This is a genomic window from Acidobacteriota bacterium (assembly GCA_040754075.1).
Classification (GTDB): Bacteria; Acidobacteriota; Blastocatellia; order UBA7656; family UBA7656; genus JBFMDH01.
The window spans coordinates 151,210-170,753 of record JBFMDH010000007.1 but is presented as its reverse complement, the minus strand read 5'-3'; the positions used below and the strand labels follow the sequence as shown (position 1 = coordinate 170,753).

At 48.6% G+C, this 19,544-nt stretch carries 12 protein-coding genes; 10 read left to right on the top strand and 2 right to left on the bottom strand.

Going from position 1 to position 19,544, the window contains the following annotated elements; all coding sequences use genetic code 11:
* The first annotated feature begins 62 nt into the window (after window positions 1–62).
* A complete protein-coding gene (locus AB1757_10140) occupies window positions 63–1,388 on the top strand; it encodes a WD40 repeat domain-containing protein (protein ID MEW6127388.1) in 1,326 nt (441 codons plus the stop codon).
* 19 nt (window positions 1,389–1,407) lie between these two features.
* Here AB1757_10140 and AB1757_10135 read toward each other — a convergent pair whose 3' ends face one another.
* The gene (locus tag AB1757_10135; protein MEW6127387.1) at window positions 1,408–3,450 is read right to left on the bottom strand and encodes a patatin-like phospholipase family protein; all 2,043 of its coding nucleotides are present in this window, start codon (window positions 3,448–3,450) and stop codon (window positions 1,408–1,410) included.
* 329 nt (window positions 3,451–3,779) lie between these two features.
* Here AB1757_10135 and AB1757_10130 point away from each other — a divergent pair, with 329 nt between their 5' ends.
* From AB1757_10130 to AB1757_10115, 4 genes are all read left to right on the top strand, one after another.
* Complete coding sequence (locus tag AB1757_10130; GenBank protein ID MEW6127386.1) at window positions 3,780–5,447, top strand: alkaline phosphatase family protein; 1,668 nt, start codon at window positions 3,780–3,782, stop codon at window positions 5,445–5,447.
* Between the two features lie 34 nt (window positions 5,448–5,481).
* Window positions 5,482–6,678: a lipopolysaccharide heptosyltransferase II gene (gene waaF / locus AB1757_10125; protein ID MEW6127385.1), complete on the top strand. Its 1,197-nt coding sequence runs from the start codon at window positions 5,482–5,484 to the stop codon at window positions 6,676–6,678.
* A gap of 58 nt (window positions 6,679–6,736) precedes the next feature.
* Window positions 6,737–7,546, top strand: a complete 810-nt coding sequence (locus AB1757_10120; protein ID MEW6127384.1) for a glycosyltransferase family 2 protein — start codon at window positions 6,737–6,739, stop codon at window positions 7,544–7,546.
* A gap of 74 nt (window positions 7,547–7,620) precedes the next feature.
* Window positions 7,621–8,358: a class I SAM-dependent methyltransferase gene (locus AB1757_10115; protein MEW6127383.1), complete on the top strand. Its 738-nt coding sequence runs from the start codon at window positions 7,621–7,623 to the stop codon at window positions 8,356–8,358.
* A gap of 121 nt (window positions 8,359–8,479) precedes the next feature.
* On the opposite strand, the gene AB1757_10110 is transcribed toward AB1757_10115, so the two are convergent.
* Window positions 8,480–10,783, bottom strand: a complete 2,304-nt coding sequence (locus tag AB1757_10110; GenBank protein MEW6127382.1) for a sulfatase-like hydrolase/transferase — start codon at window positions 10,781–10,783, stop codon at window positions 8,480–8,482.
* A gap of 410 nt (window positions 10,784–11,193) precedes the next feature.
* Between AB1757_10110 and AB1757_10105 the strand changes: the two genes are divergently transcribed.
* The 5 genes from AB1757_10105 to AB1757_10085 all read left to right on the top strand — a co-directional run bounded on the left by AB1757_10105 (window position 11,194) and on the right by AB1757_10085 (window position 19,457).
* A complete protein-coding gene (locus AB1757_10105; protein ID MEW6127381.1) occupies window positions 11,194–12,756 on the top strand; it encodes a hypothetical protein in 1,563 nt (520 codons plus the stop codon).
* Window positions 12,757–12,880: 124 nt separating this feature from the next.
* Window positions 12,881–14,443, top strand: a complete 1,563-nt coding sequence (locus AB1757_10100) for a DolP-mannose mannosyltransferase (GenBank protein ID MEW6127380.1) — start codon at window positions 12,881–12,883, stop codon at window positions 14,441–14,443.
* Between the two features lie 195 nt (window positions 14,444–14,638).
* Window positions 14,639–15,682: a polysaccharide deacetylase family protein gene (locus tag AB1757_10095; protein ID MEW6127379.1), complete on the top strand. Its 1,044-nt coding sequence runs from the start codon at window positions 14,639–14,641 to the stop codon at window positions 15,680–15,682.
* Window positions 15,683–15,868: 186 nt separating this feature from the next.
* Window positions 15,869–18,640: a choice-of-anchor D domain-containing protein gene (locus AB1757_10090; GenBank protein MEW6127378.1), complete on the top strand. Its 2,772-nt coding sequence runs from the start codon at window positions 15,869–15,871 to the stop codon at window positions 18,638–18,640.
* Window positions 18,641–18,791: 151 nt separating this feature from the next.
* Entirely contained in the window at window positions 18,792–19,457 is a 666-nt protein-coding gene (locus AB1757_10085; GenBank protein MEW6127377.1) for a hypothetical protein, read from the top strand.
* Window positions 19,458–19,544: the final 87 nt, after the last annotated feature.

Genomic DNA, 19,544 nt, shown 5'->3' with positions numbered 1-19,544 from the left:
AAAGCGCCCAATAAATCCTTCATTATTCGGCAACATTATTACTTAAATCGAGGAGAAGACCCTTGCAAATTCAACGACAGATTTGTCCGGCTTGCGCTGCGCCTCTGCCCGGTTCAACTTCGGAATCTGTGAAATGCGAACATTGCGGCAGCCAGTTGCGCCTCAAAAAAGATACAGGGCAATTGTTCCCGGTAATCAACCCCAACGTCGAAACCGCCAAACCGCTTCGCCCACCGATGAGCAAGGCGAAAAAGCGAACAATCGTCGCCGGTATCTTGTTCATCGTTATCGCAGGGATTTTGATGGCGTACATTTATAACCGCTACAACTGGCACCGAGTGATTAACAGCGTTGCCTGGTCGCCCGATGGTCAACGTATTGTCTCTGTGCATGGACAAGGTTTCGGGATAGGTGGAGGAACACTGAGGGTTTGGGACGCCACCAACGGTAAGTCGTTAAAGGTCATCACCAATAAAAATGTGTTGATGTGGCAAGTGATTTTTTCACCGGATGGCAAATATCTGGCAACCGGAGAACACGATGGCGCGATTGAAATCTGGGATGCGCAAAACCTGGAACCGGTTCAACGATTTCAGGCAGGCGGCAGTTTCGTTGATAACCTGGTCTGGTCGCCCGATAGTAAACAAATTGCCGAAGGCGATGCCAATGGAACTTTATGGGTGTGGGATGTAGCGAATGGCAGGAAGTTATATTCACAAGGAGTGCATACCGATAGACTGGAAATTCTGGCTTGGTCGCCCGATGGCAAATACATTGCAACCGGCGGCTGGGATGGGTTGATTCGTGTTGTCGATGCTGCCACAGGTCAAATGCTGATGGAGTTCAAAGATAAGAGTTATTTAAACAGCGTGGCGTGGACAGCCGACAGTAAATATCTGGCGGCGGGTGGACTCGGAAATATGGTTCATATTATTGATGTCGCGAAGGCCACAGAGGTGTTCAAACTCGAAGGACATAAAAATTCCATTCGCATGGTATCGTGGTCACCGGATGGAAAATGGATTGCGTCGCTCGCGCAGGATGATACGGTGCGCATCTGGGATGCGGTGACCGGCAAAGCCGTTCAGGTTTTAGACAATGGGGGGTACAACCAGAATATGATGTGGTCGCCGGACGGAAAATATTTAGCGTCGGGTGGCTGGGGAGTTTTGCGAATCTGGGAAACCGCGAATTGGACGATGCAACAGGTTCAAGTTTTTGATCGAAGTAATGATGTGCGAATTGCCGGTTGGTCTGCTGATAACCGGCAGGCGCTAGTTGTCGGCAAATATGATGAAATCATTAAAATTTTAGAGGTGGCTAATCAACACGAACTCGCATCAATGCAGGTAAGCGTCGGCGAAGCCATTCGTCGTGTGTTGTTTTAATTAATTCTTGAATGGAACACTATTTTTGATTGAGAAAATCTCTCATCTTTTCCAGACCTTTGTAATCATCTTTACCGGCGAGAACGTCGCGCCAGGCTTGACGAATATTTTCCTTGTCCTGCTCGGTAAGGTGCCACGATAACGGCGGGCTTTCATTTTTATCAGGCGATTGATATTCAAATATCGCGGTATCGATTATCACACGTTCCGCTTCGTTTTTTCCCTGCCAGAACTTTTGCAGTAAATCCAATTCAATATCGTTATGCGAAATCTGCCCGGTATCGCGAACATGCAAGAGCGTGGCAATCGGCGCGAAGGCTTGATAAAACCAGCCGCGATTGTTTTCCGCTTGCAGGGTTGAGGGCGCAGCGCCACGAATTTGCAAAACCATAATGCGTTTAATTTGATTGCTGGTTTTTTGTAAAGCGTAATCGAGCCATTCAACCAGGCTGGCAATCCCATAATTGTCATAATAGCCGCCATCGACGACATGGAACGTCACCCCTTCGACATCGGCGCGCGCTGCCGGCGTTACATATGGAAAAGTGGCAGACAGTCTCGCCGCGGTCACTACCGCCAGGTCTTTATCGGGATAGGCTTTTTCAAAACTCAAACTCCCCTGTGACAGGAATGCATCGTGTTGCGGTCTGTAGGTTTTAGAAGGGACTTTAGTTGTTGCCATTAAAAATCGCTGTCCGGTATCGGCAACCGTGGCGTTGAAAATATTAGCCGGTCGCCATCCGGCGTTGACGCCTTCGCGCCACTCGGAAAGGCACTTTGATAAATCGCATTTTGCGGTGTCGCAATTTTTTTTCCAAGCCTGTTCAAGCGCCCACCCACGGCTGATTGCCGAATCTCCGAAAAATGGCAAGATCACGCGCCAGAAATCCGGATAAACCAATCCCCAGGAAACATCGTTGAGACTTGAACGCATGGCGCTTTCGACAATTTGATTCAAGGTCTCCCCGTTGGGTGGGCCATCTGCCGTATAACCGTTGACGAAATACATCGAACCGACGCTGCCTCCTGAAACCGAACTGATGACTTTGATGTGGCTGCCAAACTGGTTGCCGAATGTCTCTTGCAATCCGGTCAAGACCTGCGCTGCCCACGCCGATGCCTGAATGCCGCCGCCGTTTGCAGCTACGACAATGGCATATTCAGGCGCTTCCTTTCGCATGATTTCATCGGGGGCGGATTTCGGTGTTTCTTGTTGCAGAGTTTTCGCAGGGAAAATGTTGTAGTAATAATCGGTTTGTTTGAACTGTGCGGTGATCAGCAGCAAGATAGCGATAACCATAAACACCGGCACGCGATAAAAATCCAGAAAGAAAGTCATACCGGAAATCAACCAGCACAAAATCATTATCAAGAGAATGACATAAGAAAGGGTTGGCACCAGTTCGGAAAAGCGCCGTGAATTCAACCGGAAATATTTCACGATGCCGATGCTGGCGTATACCAACATCGAGATGGCAAATAATGCTGCGGCAACGCTGTGATGACCGCTTTCATACCCTTTACCCAAAAAGTCGAAAATGGTTTTTAAGGAAAAATAGTCTTCAAATAGTTGGGCGGTTTTCGGGTGAATCGCGATTTGTAAAGCGACAATCGAAAGTGCGCCTCCGAGAATGGCAAGCCCGATGCCTTGAAGAATTTTAGAAAAGCTGCTTTTAAAATTCATAAACGCGCCGATAATCATCGGCACAGCCAGTAGTCCAACCAGATAATCGTACCACGGGAAATCCGGGTTGAGCGGCAACGGAGTCAACGTGCTGAATCGTTTTGGACCCTGAAACAAAACTAACTTCGAGGTAAATAAAATTGTCCAGGCAGTTAAAAATGAAAGCAAGGCAACCACCGATAATCCGAACCCACGGACATCGAACAATCCCTTGAGCAATGCCGAAGCATTGGTTTTATAAGCCAGATAGGGAATCGCAACCAGCAGCAAAGCAGTCACGATGGGCATTCGCATCAGATATAAATAGGGCAAAATATCCAGTACGGTTTGCAAAATAGTTTGCCCGGTAGTTTGCAATGCAAAAAAGGTTGGTTGCACGTTCTGCCTCCGGTTTTTGTTGGTGCATTATTCATGGTTTAGAGCGGGCTTTCAAGGAGAGTTTCGATTACCCGATGACTGAAGGGTATAACCAGGCTGTAACAAAGTCGGAAGCCGTGATATTGGGAACGCGGACGTCCACGTCCGCAGCCGTGAAGTCGGCGGACGTGGACGTCCGCGTTCCCAGTTAAAAAGTTTTCTGATTCCTCATAGAGAAGCACTTTTGGATTTACCCCAGACTTTGTTACAGCCCTGAAGGTATAACGAAGCCGTTTGAATAAAGCTTATCCGGCAACGTATTATTTCTGTTTTGCACGAAGGTCAAATTTATGCGAAGTAAATTATTGGTCATTGGACTGGATGGCGCATCGTTCAATGTTTTGGATGCGCTGATTGAAAAGGACTATTTACCGAACCTTGCCCGCTTGATTCAAAACGGCGCGCGCGCCAATCTGGAAACCACTTTCCCGCCGATTACTGCTGTCGCCTGGTCTTCATTTATGACCGGGAAAAACCCCGGTAAACACGGGATTTTTGAATTTGTGATGCGCGAACAGAAATCGAACCGGCAACTGGCGGTAAACGCAAGCCTCAGACACGGGCGAGCCATCTGGGATATTTTGAGTGCCGCAGGCAAGCGCGTCATCGTTCACAATTTCCCCTGCACCTATCCGCCGCGCGCGGTGAATGGTTTATTGATTGCCGATTTTATGACCCCTAAAGGTCGCAGAGATTTTACCTATCCGCTGGGATTGCTTGAAGAGTTGGAAACCAAATTGGGAACCTATCGTTTGCACCTGTCGCAGACTTACGGCAACGGTAATGCCCAGGGTGTGCTTGATGAACTCAATGATGAGTTGGAATACAAAGCCAAAGTTACAGAGTATCTGATGACCGAGTATGAATGGGATGCGTTCTTTCAATATTTCTGGGGCACTGACCGCATTCAACACGAACTCTGGCATATTTTTGATGAGACGCATCCACGTCACGACAAAGCCGAAGCCGCCAAATATCGCGAAGCGGTATATCAATATTTTCGCCGCGTCGATGAAATCGTCGGACGGTTAATCGAACTTGCGGGGAAAGATGCGCTCATCTGGGTGGCATCCGATCATGGGTTTGGCGCGGCGCATAAATATTGCTCATTTAACATCTGGCTTTTACAACAGGGTTTTCTGCAATTGAAACGCGATGCCAGGACGCGACTGAAGAAGGTGATGTTTGATTTGGGCATCACGCCTGAAAACGCTTTTAAAGTGGTGAAAAAAATTCCGCTTGGAAAATTACGCCCGGCGCGTGGGGTGAGCAACAACGCCGGGGCTTCCAAAGCGCTCTCAACATTTTTCCTTTCATTCAACGATGTAGACTGGACGCAAACCCGGGCTTTTTCAAAAGGGAATTACGGGCAGATTTATGTGAACCTCAAAGGGCGCGAACCGAACGGTTCCGTGAATGCGAGCGATTATGACAAGGTGTGCGATGAGGTTGTCACTAAGTTAAAAGAATTGCGCGACCCGGCAACCGGCGAAGCTTGGGTTGGGCGCATTCATCGCCGCGAAGAAATTTATACGGGCGCGCGGGTTCCCGATGCGCCGGATATTTCTTTTCTGCCGCGTGATATGCGTTATCTGCCGCTTGGCAACGCCGATTTCACCTCGAATAAATTTATCGTCGAAGCCTTTGGAATTTCCGGTTGTCACAGAATGGAAGGCGTGATGATTGCAAACGGCGAAGCGATTAAACAGGGATTTGATGCCGTACAAACCAGCATTTATGATGTGACGCCGACGATATTGTATTTGCTCGGACAGGCGGTTCCCGAAGACATGGATGGCAAAGTTCTGACTCAGGTAATTCGCCAAGATTTTATTAACGCTCATCCGTTGAGTTATTCATCTCAGGAAAAATTGCCGGAAGATAAAGAGTTGGAATTTACCGCCGAAGAGAACGAAGAGATTATCGAACGCTTGAAAATGCTCGGCTACATGGGCTGAGTTGAAATTTGTTTGTATTTCATATGACATTATTGTGAGCGGCTTATTAAAAAACACATTAAGAAATCTGGTTGAGCGGTTACTCAAGGTTTATCTCGCGAGCCTGCCCCGTAAAGCTTACGAGCCGCAGAAAATCGAAGGCATTTTAGTCTTCGCTTATCACGGTCTCGGCAATTTCATCATGTATACGCCTGCCTTGAAATTATTGCGCGAGCGTTTCCCCAATGCGCGAATCGATTTACAGGTTGGCAATAACACCGGTTGTGAAGAGGTGCTGGCGGGCGCAAAGCTGTTCGACAATATCTATAATGTGCCTTATTCAGCGGGCTTTCGCGGCTGGTTGAAACGACTTCGGGAAATTCGCCAGACCGCGTATGACATCACCATCAATGAATTTCACAGCCACTCATGGCAACTCGCCTTAACCCTGGTGTTTTCCGGCGCGGCGTTTCGCGTCGGTCATGTCACCAGTCCCGGATGGTTGCCGGAATTCAGCCGTTATAGCTTCGTTTTCAATGTGCCGGTCGCCATGCGCGAAGATGAACACGAGATCGAACGTTACCTCGATTTGATAACTGCGCTTGGCGTCGAGCGAACTCCAACCGAGCCAACCAAACCATTCATGTATCTGACGGAAGCTGACCGCCGGTTTGCCCAAACGTTTTTGCAGGCAAACGGCAATCGGAATTTGATCTTAGGCATACAACCCGGAACCTCGCCTACCATGCGCTGGAAACAGTGGTCTCTGGAAAAATACCGTGAACTCATTGAACGGTTGGTGAAAGAACAACCTGACGCGCAGATTGTTTTATTCGGTGCGCCAAATGAAGCCGCGATGATTCAGGAACTCGCTGAGGGTATCAACGGCAACATCGTGATTGCCGCCGGTAAAACCACGGTTAAACAGGTTGCCGCGTTGATTGAACGGTGCAATTTATTGGTTTGCAACGACAGCGGCTTGATGCACGTTGCGGTTGCCGTACAAACTCCGGTGGTGGCGATTTATGGGCCAACGGATTTCAATCGCACCGCCCCGCTTGGCAGTGAGCATTCGATTATTCGTCACAAAATGAGTTGCAGCCCGTGTTTTAAACTCTCAGGCGATGCCACAGTGAAAGCCTGCCCGCATCACGATTGTTTGAATTCAATTGCTGCCGACGAAGTTTATTATCAAGTGGAAAGTAAAATCGCGGTGAAGCGAAAGGTTGAATCCGAAGTGCAATCGGCTTGAAAGCGGGCTTTTTGTGCCTGTACAATTCGGACTCCATTTTTCTAAGCTTAAAATTGAAATGAACAACAAACCGAGCATTAGCGTTTTTTTTCCCGCGTATAACGATGCAGGAACCATCGCCTCTCTGGTCGTCTTAGCTGATAAAACTTTGCGCGAATTCACAGACGATTACGAAGTCATCGTGGTCAACGATGGCAGCCAAGACCACACCGGCGCGGTGCTTGCCGAACTCGAACCCAAATATCCCAACCTTCGCGTCATCACTCACGAAAAGAATAAAGGTTATGGCGGCGCGCTCAGAACCGGCTTTTCGAGTTCAACCAAAGATTTGATTTTTTACACCGATGGCGACGCGCAATATGATGTGCGCGAATTGGCTTTGTTGGTGCCGAAAATGACTGGCGATGTCGATGTGGTGAACGGTTATAAAATCAGCCGTTCAGACCCTTTTCATCGCATCCTTATCGGCAACATTTATCGGCTGGCGATGCGCACCGCGTTCGGTTTGCAAATCAGCGATGTGGATTGCGATTTTCGCTTGATACGGCGTTCGGTGTATAACCGCATTCGCCTCTATTCCAACAGCGGAACCATCTGCGTCGAGATGGTGAAAAGTTTGCAGGACGCCGGAGCGCGATTTACCGAATGCCCTGTGCATCATTACCATCGCGCTTACGGCAAATCGCAATTTTTCAATTTCAAACGATTGTTCAAAACCTTCAGAGATTTGAGCAAACTGTGGTGGAAACTGGTCGTCATGCGCGATGTGCAAATCGTCCATCCGGCTGAAGCCGAAAAGCGTGAACTTGAATTTAAAAGCCATCAATCCGAAATCAAAAGCAAAGAAGCGGTGAGCGGCAATCAATAATTGGTGATTTAAATTTGTACGAACAACCTTTAGGAATTTAACCCTGAATCCTGAATCCTGAATCCTATTATCCTATGCGTGATGACGAATATCGCGGAATGTTTGAATTGGAACGCACGCTCTGGTGGTATCAGGGAATGCGCGAAATTACCGCAGCGATATTGGATAAAAATTTAAACGGGCATAAAAATCTGCGAATTTTGGACATCGGTTGCGGAACCGGTTTTTCCATGAAATGGATGCGCGAACGGTTTGCCACCGATGAGGTGTACGGGGTCGACCTGTTTTATCAAGCTGCCGAATTATGGGAAGACAATGATATTCATACCGCGTCGATTGCTTCTGCCGAGGCGTTGCCGTTTCCACAAAATCATTTCGATTTGCTCACCTGTTTCGATGTGATTTATCAACTCTCGAAAGCCCATCAAGAAAAAGCTGTTCGTGAGATGCACCGGGTGCTCAAGGACGGCGGCATGTTATACATTCGCGAACCCGCATATGAATGGATGCGCGGCAGTCACGACATCGTGGTTGCGACGAAACATCGCTTTACCCAATCGCGATTGAAAAAGCTGCTCAGTGAACAGGGGTTCAAAATTAACAAAGCATCTTATGCCAACACCCTGTTGTTTCCGATTGCCGTGCCGCACAGGTTTTTATCAAGGCTTACGGGAAGCGAGGAATCGGACGTGAAGGCGGTGCATCCATTAATGAACCGGACGTTTGCCTCGGCGCTTAAAATCGAATCGCGTTTGTTGAAACATCTTTCTTTTCCTTTTGGGCTTTCGGTTATCGTCCTGGCGCAAAAATGAAAGGTTTTCTTGAAAGTGCATTGGCTTCCCGGAGCGAATTGAAAAACGCTTGATTGCTGGTGGTCGAGGTCAAAGACTGGTTCTCAATTCGCCTGGATGAGTAAGCGCCGTTTGATTCGTTTCATTCATTGTCATTTTCGCTTTCACCGTCTTCGCGTCCGCGTGTGGGGCCAAAGCGATATTGTTTTTCGTCCGCATCCGCCGGACGGCTGACCAACACCACATCAATAAACCGACCCAAAATCTCCTGTAATTCTGCGGCTTTTTCAGGGTGTGATTGATACAGGTTGTGCTCTTCACGCGGGTCAGTTTTCAAATTGAACAGCTCAAACGCATAATAGTCGCGGTTGAAAATCAACTTGAAGCCATCCTGCGTGATGACCATATATTTTTTGCCGTTCTGTACGAGATTTTTTTCCGGTGGTAAATAAGGCGAATCCTCTTCGGTTGTCTGTTCGCCGAAAATGGGCGGATGCACGAACGGTTCGCCGCGCATCAAAGGAATAAGACTGACACCGGCTGCTTCTTTGGGATAATGCAAGCCAACGGCGTTTAATATGGTGGTTCCCAAATCAATCGAACTCACATAATCCGCAACCCGGCGCGGCTGGATGTCCGGGTGATAAATAATCATCGGGATGCGCGCCTGTTCGTTGTAAAGTTGCGAGGAATGTTTCAGCACCCCGCGTTCACCGAGCGATTCGCCGTGGTCAGCCATAATTAAAATCATGGTGTCTTTCAGCCGTCCGCTTTGTTCCAGCCAATCAAACAAACGACCGAGATGGAAATCATCATAAGCGATTTCACTGTCGTAGTGGTCACTGTCGGTTTTGCCAAATTCAAATCCCTGGTGTTGCCGGTAAGGGCGATGCGGGTCTGTCGCATAAAGGTAAGCGGCAAAGGGTTGCGCGTTGGGTATTTTTCCGAGCACGTCGATTGCCGTGTCTATCGAACCGGAAAACCGACCATCGGGCGCGCGTGGCGCAACTTTCATGCCCTTGACGTGGCGCAGCAAGGTTACGATACGGCGCGGAAACAGCCAGCATTCATAACCGTTTTGTGACAGGGTTACAGACCAATCGGGCAATTGCGCGTCCCAGTAAGCCGATTGCATGAATTTTGGCAGGGCTTCAAAAGTATTCGGCGCGGGCGTAAAAGCATTTTCAAAAACCGTTCCGTAAGAGGCGAGTTTATCGATATTCGGACTGGTGTTTTTATGATAGCCATAAGCGCCGAGCCGGTCTGGTCGCAACGCATCGATGAAAATATAAATGACATTCAATTTTCGGGCATTGGCATGGGGCGCGAGATAAAAAGATTCGCGTTCCTGATGCCAGCGTTTGAGCGATTTGTATGTGAGATCACCGCCGATGCAGTTATTGTCTGCGCCATCACTGAGGATTTCATGGCGACCGGGATTGATGTCCGGGTTGCTGTCGTTTAAGTCGCCGCCGCCGAGAATGGGTGAATAACCATCACGATCAAAATCAACCGCCCATTGAACCATCTGAAAATGTTTTTTCGCTTGTGTGGTTCGTGAAAACAGTTGCACTTTGAGGTTTTGATGGTGATTGAAATAAACCAGGGTGAAAAGGATAGCGATGCCAAGTATGAAAACCGCAGTGAAGATAAGCGTTCGTTGCTTTGCGGGTTGTAAACGATTTTGAAATTTTTGAATTTGAGGGAGTAACCCGTAAACCGACGCAACCAGCGCAAACGCTGAAAAATTCGCCAACACGAACATCAAATAGTGAAATGAATGTTCGTAAAGCAGCGGTTCAATGCGCGAATCGGCATAATAAAACCCTGCAACCGCCAGAGCGAGCAGGGCAATGACGGATAGTTTTAACCACCGGGATGCGCTTTTCAACGACACCACAACCCAGCGCAAAATGACCGCAGTCAGAATGAAACTTAATAGAAACAAGTAAGAGGTTGAGCGTTCGTGGTTGAGTAAAAGGCTATTCAGCGCGCCGATTTTTTCGGCTTCACGAATCAAGGAGAGCGCCAACCGATGGGCATGCCATTGCTGATTGAGTAAGAATGCAAACAACCCGCAGACGATGACGGTTGTCAACAGATGATGCCAGCGGCGAGGGAGTCCGCGCGAAATTTTCTCCGCGATGGTAGCTTGAATAATGTTGCCAAGATGAAAAGCCAATCCGACGATGAATCCGATGAGCGCGCCGCTCAATAAATTCAAACTGAAATAGACGGTGAAGATGAGCCGTTCGGTCATTGAGGCAAAGACCGGAGTTAATTGCCCGTTCATATCAACCCACTCAATGAGGCTTAATAAACCAGCCGCGCCGAATCCCGCTGAGATAAAGCCGGAAAGATTGGCAACCGGGCGAAGGGAAGATGATGTTAATGATGGCGGTGTAATTTGATTTTCAACCGTCGTTGGGGGGGGTGATATAGACATCGAATTCCTCTGCGATGCAATGCTCCTTTTATATTGAATGTCCGACCTTGATGTCGAGACGCGACCAAAATTAAGCAATTAAGCTAACAGACTGAGAGATTGCTTCACAAGCAGGGCAAAGAGGGTCGTTCGGGTTTCGCTCTGAAATCAATGGTACACAAACGGACGGTTAAAACTTGTTCTCGGATAGGACAGATAGACGGGATTCGGCGGATTAAATTTAAAACCCGCTCGCATCATCCGAAACGCGGTTTTCGGTTAAGCAGTAGAATTGCTTTCAGAAAAATATCCATCGGGCACCTTTGATGAATAAATTTTCTGTCAGCTTGCTGTGTTCACAGGTGTCACCTAGAATGAATCGTCATTGAAGAACCATTGAGCAATGAAGTTTAAAGAATCGTACTGAATAAATGTCATTATCTGTAACTCAATCGCCTGATACGACAGAATCAAAATCCATCTGGCAGCTACCCGATTACTTACTCAGTGACCGATTGCTGTTTATTGCGCTATTTTTATTCGCGATTGTCTTATTTTTAGCCTACAGACCATTCAGTCAAATCGTCATCGGAGATACGGCGTTTTATGACTACATCGCGCAATCCATTTTGCGCGGGCAACTTCCTTACCGCGACACCGTTGATATTAAATTTCCCGGGGGCGCGTATTTGAGCGCCTTTGCCATGCTCATTGGAAAACTCTTCGGGCTTCGTGATGTGCTGGCGGTGCGGGTTTTATATCTTTTGCTGGCAGGCATCTTTTGTGCGCTGATTTTTTTAGTCGGGCGGGTTTACCTGTCGAGTCGCATAGCCGGAATTCTCGCGGCATTGATGCCGCTTACGTTGACGCGCTTTGGCGAATGGATAGCTACGGGAACCGAACCGAAACTGCCGCTCATGATTGGCGGATTACTCACACTTTTGATGATTGCAAAGCGGCGTCCCTTTTGGGCGGGTTTTTGCGGGACGGTTGCCTGTCTGTTCTGGCAACCGGGACTCATGTTTGTCGGCGTAGCCTTTTTGATATTCACCAAATACTTAACTGCCTGGCGTGATGGAAACGGCGTCAAAGTAATGCTTGGAGCGCTGATGCCGCTTGCGGTGGTGGTCTTGTATTTTGGGGCGAAGGGGGCGCTCGGCGATTTATGGGCATGGACGATGACTTATAATTACAGCGTGTTTGGCCCCGATGCCAAACGCACGATCCCGGATGCGCTGGCGCATATCTGGAAAATTGTCGAACGGGTATTTCAAAATCGCATTGCTTTTGTGCCCCTGAGTATTATCGGGTTGGGGGTCTATGGGTTTGAAGTCCTCAGAAATAAACGTCCATTCCGGCAATCACTGCAATCCCCCGAACTTTACCGGGATGCGTTATTGATGCCGCCATTGATTTATTTTGCATTCAGTTTGATTAATTTTCAGGCGGGCGCAGATTTGCTGCCATTTTTGCCTTTCATCTGTATATTCAGCGGCTATGTGATCGTTTTACTGATTCGCAAATTCAGCAACTTTAAAATTGCGACCCTTGGGAAAGATCAATTACCAAACCGCGTAGCGGCGGGCGCTGTAGGGTTGATGGTATTGCTTGCGCTACTGACCAGTGCAAGGTACAGAATGCAAACCGGCACCATTGGCGACCAGGATAAAGCCTTTGCAACGGTTGCCGAAAATCTCAACTCCGGTGACAAAATCTATGTACACGGAACGACGGAACTGCTGGTGTTATTGAACCGTCCCAATTTAAATGCTTATCTGTTTTTGGATTGGGGAGCGGACGAATTTGCTGCCTTCCGACAGGGCAAACCATTCAGTGAACTGATTGCTGAAATGGAGAGGGCGACTCCGAAAATCGTCGCCTTATCGCGTTTAAAGGTGGTTCGTCACCGCGATGATTTTTTGCAATGGGTCGAGGAACATTACACCCCTTTGAAAGTTCCCGGCTATGATGGCATCTATATCCGAAAACCCTGAGATTAAATTCTGTCAGGTTTGGTGAATGGGCTTGCCCAATGTTTCACCGGACTTCTAAAATGGGAAACGATTCAACTGCATCAGTATTTAGAAATTGCACAATCAGGATTCAGCAACAAGATTCATGGCAACTCAAATCACCGATACCACCACATCTAAAACAAATTTTCCGATTTATCTCAATAAAATAGCGGCAAACGATAGGGTGGTGCTGTTCGGCATTTTTATTTTTGTTGCGCTCCTCATGTTGTTTTACCGCCCGTTCAGTCAACTCGAAGGCGGCGATTCGGCTATCTATGATTACATCGCGCAAGCCATTTTACGCGGGCAACTGCCGTATCGGGATGTGGTCGATATTAAAGGTCCAATGAGTGTCTATCTGAGCGCGATTTCATTGGTCATTGGGCGCTTGTTCGGGCTTCACGATGTGATTTCAATTCGCCTGTTTCATGTGTTAATGACCGGTCTTTGTGCGGCATTGATCTATCGCGTAGCCGTGGTCTATTTGCGCCGTAGAATAGTCGGCGTGATGGCTGCCATTTTGCCGTTTATCACGCCGGCAATTCCCGAAGTGTTAATCGGCGGCACTCAGCCCAAGTTGCCGATGATTATTTTCGGGCTGCTTACGTTGTTACTGATTGAGCGAGACCGTCCTTTCCTGTCCGGAGTTTTTGGCATGCTCGCCTGTCTTTGCTGGCAACCGGGGTTGATGTATGTCGGCACGGCGTTTCTGATTTTTTCAAAATATCTGACCAGTTGGCGCGATTGGCGGGCGCTCAAATTAATTGCCGGAGCTTTACTTCCGGTGGCTGTGGTGGTGGTTTACTTTTATGCGGTTGGCATACTGAGCGATTTCTGGGATTACGCATTCGTTTACAACTACAGTGTGTTTGGACCCGAAGCCAAAAAGCCGTTAGCGGATGCCGGTTCACATCTTTGGAAAATCACCAGCCGAATTTACGGAAAAAAAATGATTTTTATACTCATGGCGTTCGGCGGATTGGTCATTTACATTGCCGAACGCCTGTATGTGAAATATCAAAAAGGCTGGTCATTTGAACTCTTCCGCGATGCGATTATTTTTCCCGCAGCAGTTTATCTGGCATTTGCTTTTATCAATTTTCAAGCCGTTCCCGATTTAATTCCTTTTTTGCCGTTTATCGGCTTATTTGGGGCGTGGTTGGTAATCAAAGCCGCAGAATGGCTTTCATTCCTTGTGCCGGTCAAGTGGGCGTCATTACCTTCACAAGTTGAACGATGGATGCCAATCAGTGCGTTGGCAGGGATAATCGTTTTGGTGTTGCTACCCGGTCTAGGTTATCGCCTGGGTGAGGTAACGCTTGCGAAACAGATTGAAGAAGTGAATGAGATTGCTGCGCATTTGCAACCGGAGGACAAAGTTTATACGCATGGCACGATAGGCATGCTGGTATTGATGAACCGCCCGAATATGAATGCCTATGTCTTTTTGGATTGGAATATGGATAGCTTCATTGCCAAACGAAAATATGGCGGTTCGTTCGCTGCGGTGATTGAAGAGATGGAGGCGCAAAAACCTAAGCTTGTCGGCATTTCGCGGTTGCGGGCGGTTACGCACAGTGAAAAATTTGAAAACTGGGTACGCGCCCATTATGATGAACTGCCGCTCAGAATTAATAAGGGCGTCTATCTTCGCAAACCCGATTAGCTTTTCATTCCGTCGCTCTTAAACTTGAAATTGTATTTATTCGGCTTTTAGCCTGTTGAAAGATTTCTTTTATGGGTCATTTGCAGTAATATCTGAAAAATTATTTTCCTTCACCATAAGAAAAAAATAGAAGGGCAATTAAGTGAATAGCAAATGCAGGCGTTTGGTTGAGGTTGAATTGATAAAGAGGTAACAATGACCAGCAATCAATCTATTATCAGTAAAGAGATGCAGATTGTTCTCGCGATTGTCATTACGATTGCGGCATCGATTACGCTTTATATGCGATTGAAAAAGACTACGCCGCCGCTTTCGCCGATGGCTGTCTGTTTGGATGAAATGGCGCACATTCCCGAAATCGGTGGCTTGATGAAGTCGCAGGCAAGGGAAGAAGCCGTCGACTCTCAGCCGCTGCAAGGCGTAGAACTGGCGTTGACCTTCAATGGCATGATTCGCAGTAAAAGTCTCGAAGATGATATTGATTACTGGTGCGCGGACGAAGACCGAGTCGAAAATCTCGACCATCTGATTCGCGCGCTCAACGAAAACCAGATACCGCCAACGGTGGATTTCGTGGTCGGGCAATCGCTTGATGGCAGCATGGTTGAACACTGGCTGCAAAGCGGCAATCTCATCGGCAACATGACCTACAGCCGACTCAAAGCGAAAAACCGCGACCCGCAGGAATTTATCGCCGATGTGAATTTGAATGACCAGACCTTGCAACCGTTTCTCGATAAGCATCCGAGCGGACAAAAATATTTTCGCTACCCGCGATTGAAAGTGAGCCGCGACCAACAGGCGCGAGGACAGATTCAGGAATATCTGAAAAGCAAAGGCTATATCGAAGCGATGGCGACCATCGATATGCCGGACAATCAATTCAGCAATATCTATTGTGCGGCAAAGGCGCGCGGCGATGAAACCTGCGCGCGACTGGTAAAAGAAAACTACAAGATGCTTTTACTCGATAAGACCTTGAAGACCCGCAAAGCCGCAAGGCAACGCACCGGTTATGAAGTGAAGTTGATTGTGACGTTTGCCATGAGTCAACTGACCTGTGATTTTATGGGAGAGATTCTCAACTGGTATAAAAGCCTCGGCGTCAAATTCATCACCCTTGATGAAGCGTTGCGAGACCCGCTCTATTCAACTCTGGATGAAAAAGGTCGACCGATTGCCAGAGCCATCCTGCGCGAAACCCGGCGGATGCAAGTTGAATCCATGAACGCGAAATAAGCTTGATTTTATTGAGTTTTTTCTGTTGATTGCTTTACGTTCGATTTATTCCTCGTTTATAATCCTAGCCTCTAAGGCTCATCGTTGAGGGGAATCGGCAGGAAAAATGAATAAGCACCCAGACAACTTCCCGATACGTGTGTCTTCCCCCCTGTGTGTGAATATTTTCTAAATGGAGTAATAAAAATGAAAATAAGTGCCAACAACAAGGGTATGTTTGCACGCCCATTGGTTCTATTTCTCGCCCTCATTGCAATAGTGTCGGTAAGCAGGTGGTATACGACTTCCGAGGCAGCTAGCGCCGCGAAGCCGGTTTTTGCCGGAGATAATTGCGCGACGGCAACCGTCATTGCGCCATCCGCTTTACCATTTACCGAAGATAGCAACTCGGCAGGCGCAGCCAATGACGTAGACCCAACAGCAATCGGTTGCGTGCCCGGCGGTGGTTCGGATGTGGTTTATGCTTTCACCCCCAATCAAACCTCCGTCTATTCAATCGGTGTCACGCCTTTCAGTACGGATTTCGATGCCAGCCTTTATGTGGTTACCGATTGCGCGAACCCGACAACCACCTGTGTTGGTGGCGCAAATGCCAACGGCCCGGGAAGAGGTGAAGCCTTAGGTGTGAGTTTATCATCCGGGACAACTTATTATGTTGTGGTTGATACGGCATCAGCAGCAGGCAGCGGCGGTCCCTTCCATTTCTCTTTACGAAAAAATGCTCCCGCCAATGATAGCTGCGCATCACCAACCATCATCGAAGGGAATCGCTTGCCGTTTGTTGCCAACGGTTCGACGGTTGGCGCGACCAATGATTTAAATCCGCAAACTCCGTGTTTGCGTTCCCGTCAATCGGGCAGCGGCGCTGAAGTCATCTATCAATATACCTCTGTCGATTCGCAAAACTACATCATCACGGTTACGCCGGTTGGCAATTTTGACGTGACGCTTTATGTCGTCACCAACTGCGCGAGCCTTGCCAATTGCACCAGCAGCGATATTGGCGGCGCAGGTGATGCCGAAGAGGTGCGAAGAACGCTTGTTGAAGGTTCCACTTATTACATCGTGGTTGACGGATTCGGATTTGAAGCCGGTGATTTCAATATTACCGTTTCACCATCCATTCCCCAGGCACCGGCTGCGCCAACCAATTTGACCGCCGTTGCCAGCAATGTCGGCGGGCAATTAAAAGTGGATTTAAACTGGGTTGATAATTCCAACAACGAACTCGGCTTTCGCATTGAACGCAGTTTTGATGCGCAGGTATGGACGGAAATCGCCACGGTCGGGCCGAATGTGACGAGCTATAGCGATACCACCGTGTCACCGAATACCCTCTATTTTTACAGGGTTTTTGCGTTCAACAATTTTGGCAATTCCGACCCCACGAACATTGCTGATGCGACGACGCCCGCACCGCCGCCGCCACCGCAAGGGGTGATTTCAGTAAGTCCCATTTCCATTGATTTCGGAACTGTGCGTTCGCCCATCACGCAAACCGTAACCATTTCAAATTTGGGCGGCGCGGATTTGCAAATCACCCAAATTACCGATCCGGCAGCGCCTTTCTCAATCGTTGATAAACCGGGATTGCCATTGACGATTGCGCCGGGACAAAGCACCCAGCTCACGGTTCGTTTTGCGCCGGTTTCATCGGCGATGTCCGCGAGTTCGTTCACCATTTCAAGCAACGACCCGGTCACCCCAACCGTGACGGTTAATCTGCGTGGTCAAGGTTCGGTAACACCAGTTCCTAATCTTGAGTTGACATCAGGGGTGATTGATTTTCCGGGCGGCAGTTCAACCTTCTTATTGGAAATTAAAAACACCGGTGATGCCGATTTGGTCATTGCCAGTATTTTCCGCCCGACGGCACCGTTTTTCATAAGTGGGGAACCGGCATTGCCCGCGACCTTCAAACCCGGCGAAGGCTTCTTCTTAACCGTTGCGTTTTCGCCGACCGCCGTTGGCGTATTTCAGACGCAGATGACCCTGATTACCAACGACCCGGATTCATTGCTCAGCACGATTCATGTTCGCGGCACCAGTACAGCGACGCTCGAACAGATGAAACTTCGGGTTCCGTCATTTGTAACTGCGGTTGCCGGTGGCAGCGTGAACATCAATGTCCTGGCAGTGAATGGCACGAACACCGATATTCACTTGTCCACAGTTGGCGCAACCCAGGGCGGCACGTTTACTGATAGCGGCAGTGGCAAAGGAACTTTGTCAATCAATGTTCCGACTGATTCAACCGGTCGGTTCATTTTGAATTTCAGAGCTACCGATAGCGCGAATCGTGTGAAGACCGCGCAAACCGTAGTAACCGTTCTGGCAGCCGCAGACACCCACACGGTTTCGGTTACACTGACGCCGCCGGAAACCGCATCCAATCCGCCAACCGGGGTTTTCGCCTTAGACCAATCACTTACCCCGCTTGGCATTGCGCAAAGCGAAGCGATAACCGTTCAACCGCAAGTTGCTGCGGGACTCGCAGGCTATCTGGTTTATCGCGCGGAAAGTCCGAATGTGTCCGCTTCGACTGCCAATCTGGTTGGGGTGATTGCATCCGGTCAAACCTCTTTCATTGACCGTGTGCCTTATCCATCAACCTCGTCGAAAGTCTTCTATTACAGATTGACGGCGTTGTATGTTTCGAGCACAGAGAGCGCGGCATCGGAAGAAGCGACTACTGCGCCGCGAATCATCAACGGTCGCTACAAGAAGAAACAGTTGCTATTCAACGCGGCGGGTTCCAACATCGCTGTCGGCGCAGTAGCGATTGTCAAAGGTACGGAAAGCTTCCCGCTGGTGAGAAGCGGCGATTTAATTATCGTTGAGAGAACGGCGCGCTCGACACCGGGCAATCGTTTGCTGAAAGGATTCGTGGATGCGGGCACGACCGTGCAAATTCGCAACCCGAATGGCGCAACCTCGGCAACCTTCACCGTGCCGTAAATCTATAACCAATGATGTATCGGTTAAGTTGAGAAAGCGGTCTTTGACCGCGTTTGATGTGTAGTTGATTAACGATAATCCGCGCTCGGTAGTTGTGAAACCATCGGGCGCGGATTATGCTTTTTTCGGCGCAAAGAATTGGAGGTCAGCTATGAAAAAACAGTTTGTAAAATTCGCATCGGTATTATTGGTCTTAACTTTCCTTATCGGCAGCTTAACGGTGCAAGCCACTTCTCAAAGCAAATCCAAAACCACGACGAAAAAGCCGGCGCTGAAAAGTAAAAGCGCCGGAACCGCCACCGCGCTTGTCGCATCGGGAACCGAACTCAAGATTCGCATCAATGATGAACTATCGAGCAAGACGTCGCGGGTCGGTGATAAATTCACCGCGAAAGTTTTAAATCCGTCGCGTTACGAAGAGGCGACGGTTTATGGTCACGTCGGTTCAATCGCGAAATCCGGCAAAGTGAAAGGGCGCACGACCATGTCGCTGGCATTCGATAGGATTAAACTTACCGATGGTCGAAGCGGCGTGATGCGCGCGCAATTGATTCGGGTTTACGGCGGCGAATCCGATAAGGTTGACGAAGAAGGTCAGGTGCAATCCGAAAGTCGCGGCAAACAGACCATTAAACGCAGCGGCATCGGCGCAGCCGCAGGCGCAGTGCTTGGCGGCATCATCGGCGGCGGCAAAGGCGCGGCAATAGGGTTGATTCTTGGCGGCGCAGGCGGCGCGGGTTCTTTGTACATCGAAGGCAGCAAAGAATTGAAAATCGAAAGCGGTACGGAAATGTTAATCCGCGTGACGCGAAGATAAATTAACTCAAGCAAATTTTCTGCGAGAAAGCCTGTTTAATTTTAAACGGGCTTTTTCTTTTTTAATAATTTGTTTTTGTCAATACTT